This is a genomic window from Mesorhizobium sp. M7D.F.Ca.US.004.03.1.1 (assembly GCF_003998635.1).
Lineage (GTDB): Bacteria > Pseudomonadota > Alphaproteobacteria > Rhizobiales > Rhizobiaceae > Mesorhizobium > Mesorhizobium loti.
Genome location: NZ_RZQG01000243.1, coordinates 1 through 7213, shown reverse-complemented (window position 1 = coordinate 7213; position 7213 = coordinate 1). Strand labels below are relative to the sequence as shown.

Annotated in this window: 7 protein-coding genes and 1 pseudogene; 7 read left to right on the top strand and 1 reads right to left on the bottom strand. The window is 62.6% G+C overall.

What is annotated here, in order from left to right; genetic code table 11:
* The 7 genes and pseudogenes from EN935_RS15680 to EN935_RS15650 form a co-directional block, all read left to right on the top strand.
* A pseudogene (locus EN935_RS15680) lies at window positions 1-650 on the top strand (response regulator receiver protein); the annotation flags it as partial.
* A complete protein-coding gene (locus EN935_RS15675) occupies window positions 647-2089 on the top strand; it encodes a CpaF family protein (protein ID WP_127373428.1) in 1443 nt (480 codons plus the stop codon). The pseudogene EN935_RS15680 and the gene EN935_RS15675, both read left to right, overlap by 4 nt.
* 4 nt (window positions 2090-2093) lie before the next feature.
* Window positions 2094-3059: a type II secretion system F family protein gene (locus EN935_RS15670; protein WP_127262877.1), complete on the top strand. Its 966-nt coding sequence runs from the start codon at window positions 2094-2096 to the stop codon at window positions 3057-3059.
* Window position 3060: 1 nt separating this feature from the next.
* A complete protein-coding gene (locus EN935_RS15665; protein ID WP_127262876.1) occupies window positions 3061-4023 on the top strand; it encodes a type II secretion system F family protein in 963 nt (320 codons plus the stop codon).
* Between the two features lie 85 nt (window positions 4024-4108).
* Window positions 4109-4930, top strand: coding sequence for a hypothetical protein (locus EN935_RS15660; protein ID WP_127262875.1), 822 nt, complete (start codon window positions 4109-4111; stop codon window positions 4928-4930).
* A gap of 185 nt (window positions 4931-5115) precedes the next feature.
* On the top strand, window positions 5116-5586 hold the full coding sequence (locus EN935_RS15655; protein ID WP_127262874.1) for a tetratricopeptide repeat protein: 471 nt from the start codon (window positions 5116-5118) through the stop codon (window positions 5584-5586).
* Window positions 5587-5750: 164 nt separating this feature from the next.
* Window positions 5751-6926 carry a GGDEF domain-containing protein gene (locus EN935_RS15650; RefSeq protein WP_127262886.1) on the top strand — a complete coding sequence of 392 codons (1176 nt, stop codon included), beginning with the start codon at window positions 5751-5753 and terminating at the stop codon, window positions 6924-6926.
* Window positions 6927-6935: 9 nt separating this feature from the next.
* Here the strand turns inward: EN935_RS15650 and EN935_RS15645 are convergent.
* On the bottom strand, window positions 6936-7213 hold a 278-nt coding region (locus tag EN935_RS15645; protein ID WP_164771150.1), incomplete at its 5' end, for a hypothetical protein.

Below are 7213 nucleotides of genomic sequence, written 5' to 3'. Positions count from 1 at the left end.
ACCTCGAACCGCGCTTCGACATCACCGAGATCGAGAACCAGCCCGAGCGCCTCGATCGCCAACTGCTCGATGTGATGCTGTCCAAGCACGCCAGCGGACTTTGCGTGCTGGCGGCACCGACGCATCCGTCGGAAATGCGCTCGTTCAAGACCGATGTCGTGGTGCGCATGCTGGATCTCGTTTCGGCCTATTTCGACAATGTCGTCATCGACATGCCGCGCACCTGGTTTCCATGGACGGAGACGGTGCTGCTCGGTTCCAACAAGCTCTACATCGTCGCGGAGATGACGGTGCCGTGCCTGCGCCATACGCAGCGGCTGATCCAGGCGGTCTACGAGACCGCCGGCAAGGAGGTGAAGCCGAACGTCATCGTCAACCGCTTCGAACAGAAGATGTTCGACAACGGCATCAAGCAGGCGGACGTCCAGGAAATTCTCGGCGAGCATTTCGTCGGCGGCATCGCCAACAACTACCGGCTGGTGCGTGAGGCGGTCGATCGCGGTGTGCCGCTGCACGAGATCGATCCGAACGCCAATGTCATTAATGATCTGAAGAAGATCATCCTGCCGGAGGAAGCGGTCCCAACCCGAGCGAAATCACGCTCGCTGTTTGGCATGGGCCGTGGATTGCTGAAGAGGAAAGCCGGATGACCAGCCGCTTCTCCACTTTGCAGAACCGCGATGCGCGTCCGCAACGCTCTGCCGAGCCCATGCCAGTCGCCCATCATGCCGTCGTCATTCCGACGAACCGAAAGGCTTTGCCGGCGCTGCGTCAGGCTTTGCCGGCAAAGCCTGACGCAGCGCCGGCAAAGAATGCCAACAAGGTGCTCGATGCGCGCGTGCGCATCCACCGGCTGCTGCTCGAGGAGATCAATCTCGTCGCGCTGGAGCGTTTGCCCAAGGATGAGATGCGCCGGCAAGTGCATGATTTCGTGTCGGAAAAGACCAAGCAGGAGCGGATGGCGATCAACACCGTCGAACTTGATGCGCTGGTCGACGACATCGTCGACGAGATGGTCGGCCTCGGCCCGCTCGAGCCGCTGCTCAAGGACCCCGACATCAACGACATCCTGATCAACGGCCACCTGAACTGCTTTGTCGAAAAGAAGGGCAAGCTGCAGCCGGTCCATATTCCGTTCAAGGACGAGGCGCATCTCTTGCGCATCGTCAACAAGATCGTTGCCGCGGTCGGCCGTCGCGTCGACGAATCGCAGCCGATGGTCGATGCTCGCATGCTGGACGGCTCGCGTTTCAACGCGGCCATCCGTCCGGTTGCGGTCGATGGACCACTGGTGTCGATCCGCAAGTTCTCCAAGAACAAGCTCGGCCTGCACAAACTGGTTGAATTCGGTGCCATCACCCAGAACATGGCCGAAGTGCTGGCGGCGGCGGTGCATGCCCGCAAGACGACGATCATTTCGGGCGGCACCGGTACCGGCAAGACGACCATGCTCAATGCGCTGTCGGCCTTCATTCCGGAAGATGAGCGGCTGATCACCATCGAGGACGCGGCCGAGCTGCAATTGCAGCAGCCGCATGTTGCGCGCATGGAAACACGTCCGGCCAACATCGAAGGCCATGGCGAGCTGAAGCAGCGCGACCTGGTCAAGAACGCGCTGCGTATGCGCCCCGACCGCGTCATCCTCGGCGAGTGCCGCGGTGAGGAAGCATTCGACATGCTGCAGGCGATGAATACCGGTCACGAAGGGTCGATGGCGACCATCCATGCCAACACGCCGCGCGACGCCATCTCGCGGCTTGAGCAGATGCTTGGCATGACCGGCATGCCGATGACGGTGCAGTCGATCCGCAGCCAGATCGCCAGCGCGCTCGACCTGATCGTCCAGCTGACGCGCCTGTCCGACGGCAAGCGCAAGGTGACCAGCGTCGCCGAGGTGACCGGCATGGAAGGCGATGTCATCCAGATGCAGGAGATCTTCCGCTTCGTGCGTACCGGCATGGAGGCCGACGGCAAGATCCTCGGCTACTACGAGGCGACCGGCATCCGGCCGCGATTCCTCGAGGATCTGCGCGCCATGGGCATCGAATTCCCCGGGCGATATTTCGAACCCGGCCGGCCGCAGGAGTAGCCAAGTGTTCGACGGGCTCAGCGCGATCTACGTCGTCTATGCCGCGGCTGCCCTTACCGGCATCCTGATCGCCGAGGCCTGCTACCTGCTTTATGCCGGCCGCAGCGACAAGCGCACCGCCATCAACCGGCGCATGAAGCTGCAGGAACACAAGATCAGCCAGGAGCAGGTGCTCGTCCAATTGCGCAAGGAGCGGGGCCTTGACGCTGGCACGCCGCTGTTTTCGCCGGACCGGTTCCGCGCTCTGCGAACCCAGTCGGGCATGATCATGCCGCTGTCGAAATTCCTGATGATCACCTGCGGTGTCGCATTCGCCGCTGGTCTGGTCGCCATCTGGTACGGCTTGCCACCGCTGATGGGACTTGTCCTGTTTGTGGTGCTTGTGCCGGTGCTGCCGGTGCTGACGTTGCGTTTCAAGCGCAAGCGCCGGCTGAAGCGGTTCGGCATGCAGCTGCCGGAGGCACTGGAACTGATCACGCGTGGCCTGAAGGCCGGCCACCCAGTGCCGGTGGCGATCGCCATGGTCGCGCGCGAGATGCCGGACCCGATCGGCACCGAGTTCGGCGTCATCGCCGACGAAGTGACCTATGGCTCCGATCTGGTTTCGGCGCTGAACTCGCTGTTCGACCGGGTCGGACAGGAGGATCTGCCGCTGTTCGTCACCGCCGTCTCGATCCAGACCAGTTCGGGCGGCAATCTGCGCGAGATCCTCGACGGCCTGGCGACGACAATCCGCGAGCGTGGCAAGCTGCGCCGCAAGGTGCGCGCCATTGCGACAGAAGGCCGAATGTCGGCCTACATCCTGACGGCGGTGCCGGCCTTGCTGTTTGCCGCCATCATGGCGCTGATGCCGAGCTTTTACCGCGACGTCTGGGGTGAGCCGAAGACCTGGTACCTGCTTGGTGGGTCGATCACCTGGCTGATGCTGGGCAATTTTATGATGTTCAAGATGTCGAATTTCAAGTTCTGACATGCAGGGCTTCATCGAATTCCTCGCCTCGCTCGCCCCGACCTCGTTGATGCCGGTGGCCATCCTGCTGCTGGCCGCGGGCGCTGCCGCTGTTGCATGGCCTATGATGGCGGCGAAGGGCGATCGCAATGAGGTCATGCGCCGGCTCAGGGTCGACAACGGTCCCCTGGCCGCAAAGCCCGAGCCGGTGCAGAAGAAGAATACCGGCGTCGTGCGCGAGAAGGCGGTGAAGCGGGCGCAGGAATTCTACGCCAAGAGCGATCCGGAAAATGTCGCCCGGCTGCGCATGAAGCTCATCCAGGCGGGATATATGGAGCCGCGCGCTGTCGGCATGTTCTTCCTGATCCGGTTCACCGCGATGATCGGCACGGCAATCGGCGTGTTTGTGCTCAACCGGTGGATGGCCAGCCCGGACGCGACAATGGCCAGCCGCTGGACATTCGTCATCCTGTCGGGAGCGGCCGGCTATTTCCTGCCTGGCCTGGTGCTGAGCCAGAAGGTGCGGGAACGCAGGCGTGAGTACCGCAACGGCTTTCCCGATTTCATGGACCTGATGATCGTCTGCTCGGACGCCGGCATGAGCATGGAGGCCGGCATCGAGCGCGTCTCGAAGGAACTCGCCAAGACCTATCCGGCGCTGAGCCAGAACCTGCAGCTGGTGTCGCTGGAGCTGAGGGCCGGGCGCAGCCTTGACGATGCGCTGAAGGCGCTCGCCGACCGCCTCAGCCTGGACGAGGTGCGCTCCTTCGCCACGCTGCTGCAACAGTCCAAGGAACTCGGCACCAGCCTGTCAGGAGCGCTGCGCGTCTTTTCCGACGATATGCGCCACAAGCGCATGTCGCTCGCCGAGGAAAAGGCGCACGCCCTGCCGGCCAAGATGTCGGTGCCAGTAGTGGTGTGCATCCTGCCGGTGGTGTTGATGATTGCGGCGATTCCAGTCATCGTCAAAATGACGGGGCACTAGCGAGCGCCCCACGAAAGCCCCAGCAGGGCTGACAGCCCATTATTCTGCCCGCATTCTGCCCCTGCGACGTGAGAAGCCCATGCGAATGCTGTTGCGTATTCTGTTCCTCGGCCTCGCCGCCGCCGGTCTGTCGCCCGCCTGGGCAGTGGCGGGCGATTGCAGCGATGCTGCCGCCTTGATGCAGCAGGCCTATCCCAAGGCTCGAAAGAGCGCCGACGGCGCCTCGTTCACGCTTGAACCCCATATCAGCATCGCCCTGGCGGATGCCGATTCGCCATTTGTCCTAGTCTGCAAGATATGGCCCGCCCATGACGATCTGCTGTTGGTCGCGGTGCCGCTGATCGACAGCACCCAATCCAGCGACGATGGGCATGTCGGCGATATCGAGCTTCTGGTCGTCGACAGGAACAGCCTCCAGGTGCGCCAGCGCCTGCTCCAGCCCAGGCTGATCACCGACGATGCCATCGCCATCCGCAAGATCGAACTCGATACCGGCCGCTATAGGCTGGCGCCCGAGGTCAGTGCCTTCGGCCTGCGCATCGAAATCGCGAACCATTCGCAGGCCAACCCCTTCAGTGAAACCGACCTGCGGCTCTATGCTGTCGCCGGCGATGCCTTACGGTCGGTGCTCGACGGCCTCGTCGTGGCCGGCAATGGCGGCGAAGGCGATGCCAGTTGCGCGGGATCCTTTCATTCGACCGAAGTCAGCCTGGCAATGAGCCCGACGAGCCATCACGGCTATCACGACATTTCGGTGGCCGAGCGGACGGATACCGACAACCCATCTCCCGACAAGGATGGCGAGTGCCAGTCCCATCCCGGCCAGTCGGTGAACCGGACCTACCGGCTGCGCTATGACGGCAGCCGCTACCCGGTTCCGGAGGCGCTCAAGGTCATGGGGCCGTGAAAGGCCGCTAACGACCTTGCTGCAGGGATTCTCTTCGAAATAACTCTTCGTCTTGTGCCTGGTGGTTAATGGCTGGTGTGCCCGAAACCAAATTTTGGTGACGTTTCGGCACCAAAGTTTAAGCGTCGCTGATATAATGTGTCTCCTGAAGAACGACCCGGCAAATCGGGCGATGAGGCAGGGGCATGCGTCACAGTAAGTTCACGGCAATGGCCGCGCTGGCGGCCGTCTTGATGATGTCTGGCTGTACGTCGAGTGGCGTCGACACGACCAAGACCACCGCTATCCAACCGGCGGCAAAAGACATCGACACCTCCGATCTGGCGCAAGGCAAGGCGCAGTTTCGCGACGCCAATTACGGCCTCGCCGAAAAGCACTTTCGCAAGGCCGTCGAGTTGAAGGCCGACAATGCGGAGGCCTGGATGGGGCTCGCTGCTTCCTATGACGAACTCGGCCGCTTCGACTTCGCCGACCGTGCCTACGGCCAGCTTTTGAAAGTCGCCGGCCGCAAGCCGCAGATCGTCAACAACATGGGCTATTCGCAACTGCTGCGCGGCAATCGCAAAAAGGCCAGGGCGCTGCTGCTCGAAGCGAAGGCCGGCATGGTCGATCCCACCGTCGTCAACGCCAACCTCGCTCTCTTGAACAAGGGTTGATCCGGTCGTTGCGTCCCAGGTCCGGTTTCGGGACATAAGGCATCGACGCTTTGTAAACCCTATCGGCAGGTTGCGTCGAAAGATCGGCTGAAAACCATGTCTGAGGACTGCCGCTGACCTAGAATACGGCGTAACCGCCGACGCTCGAGAGGCCCTTGCCCGATATGCTGGACTTCAGTTCGCTCCTGCTCGCAGCCGCGCTGTCGGGCATCTGCCTCAGCGTCACCATGTTTGCGATCTGGTTCACCGCGCCCAAGGCAGGCTTCGTGCTGACGGTGGCGTGCGGCATTCTGGTGCTGGTCGCGCATGTGATCCTGTTCTGGCGATACACCAAGGATCCCGATCTGCTGCTCTGTCAGATCGTGCTTGCGCTGCTCACGCTAGGGTTCCTGATCCTCTGCGTGTCGGCCATGCAATATCTGGGCGTGCACGGCTACAGACGCGCCATTGCACCGGCGCTTGCCGCCATGGCTATCTGTGCCGCCGTGACGTTCCTGGGTCTTGACGGTGTCGGCTTCATCATCACCTACACCACGGTGACGGCGCTGCTGTCGGCGATCGGCGCCATGTTCTGGATCAACGGCAGCCACGATCGCCGCATCCTGCTGGTGGTTTCGTTTCTGAGCGGCACCTGCGCGGTGTCGTTTGCGCTCTGCGGCGTGGTTCTGCTGACCAAGGGGCAATGGACGCTCGCCGTCGCGCCCGATAACTGGGCCGAACGGCTGAATTCCGTCGTGGCGGTGGCCTGCATGACCGGGCTCGGTGCATTGACGCTCTCCCTCCACCATCTGCAGGCGCAGATCGAGCTGAAGGCGGAGACCATGACCGACCCACTCACGGGGTTGATGAACCGGCGAGGGCTGATGTCGCTCTACGGCGAGCGGAGTTTCGGCCCGTTCATGTCTATCGTGATGTTCGACCTCGACCACTTCAAGCGGACGAACGATGTCTATGGTCACCCGGTCGGGGATCAGGTCTTGTGCCGTTTTGCTGCTGTCATCAAGAGATACGCCAGGACCGGCGTCGACGCCTTTCGCCTGGGCGGCGAGGAGTTCGCAATCGTCATGTCGCGGATGACGGACGAAAAGGCCTACGATCTCGCCAGCAAGATCGGCGTTGCCTTCGGCACCGAAATCGTTGCCACCCAACTCGGCAAGCTGCGCAGCACGGTCAGCGGCGGCATCGGCTTTGGCGAGGCAAGCGGCAGCAGCCTGGATAATGTGCTCGCCGAGGCGGACGCGGCGCTCTATGCCGCCAAACGCGCCGGACGAAATTGCGTCATCAGCCGCAAAAGAATGAGCAAGGCCGACCCGGTCGAGCCGGCCTTGCGCTCAGCGTAGTCTGAGAATTTATTCCGCTGCTCCCAGATAGTCCGACAGGGGCGGGCACGAGCAGACCAAGTTGCGGTCGCCGGCGACATTGTCGATGCGTGACACCGGCGGCCAGTATTTGGCTGCCGTGTCGGCGTCGCCGGCGGGATAGGCCGCCTCCAGGCGCGAGTAGGGATGGGTCCACTGGCCGGCCAGCACCTCGGCGGCGGTGTGCGGCGCGTTGACCAGCGGATTGTCGGCCAAAGGCCATTCGCCCTTGGCGACTTTCGCTGCCTCGCCTGCGATGGCGATCATCG

Coding starts and splice junctions, on each gene's coding strand:
- EN935_RS15655 (WP_127262874.1), top strand. CDS start 5,116: ATGCGTCACAGTAAGTTCACGGCAATGGCCGCGCTGGCGGCCGTCTTG.
- EN935_RS15660 (WP_127262875.1), top strand. CDS start 4,109: ATGCTGTTGCGTATTCTGTTCCTCGGCCTCGCCGCCGCCGGTCTGTCG.
- EN935_RS15650 (WP_127262886.1), top strand. CDS start 5,751: ATGCTGGACTTCAGTTCGCTCCTGCTCGCAGCCGCGCTGTCGGGCATC.
- EN935_RS15665 (WP_127262876.1), top strand. CDS start 3,061: ATGCAGGGCTTCATCGAATTCCTCGCCTCGCTCGCCCCGACCTCGTTG.
- EN935_RS15675 (WP_127373428.1), top strand. CDS start 647: ATGACCAGCCGCTTCTCCACTTTGCAGAACCGCGATGCGCGTCCGCAA.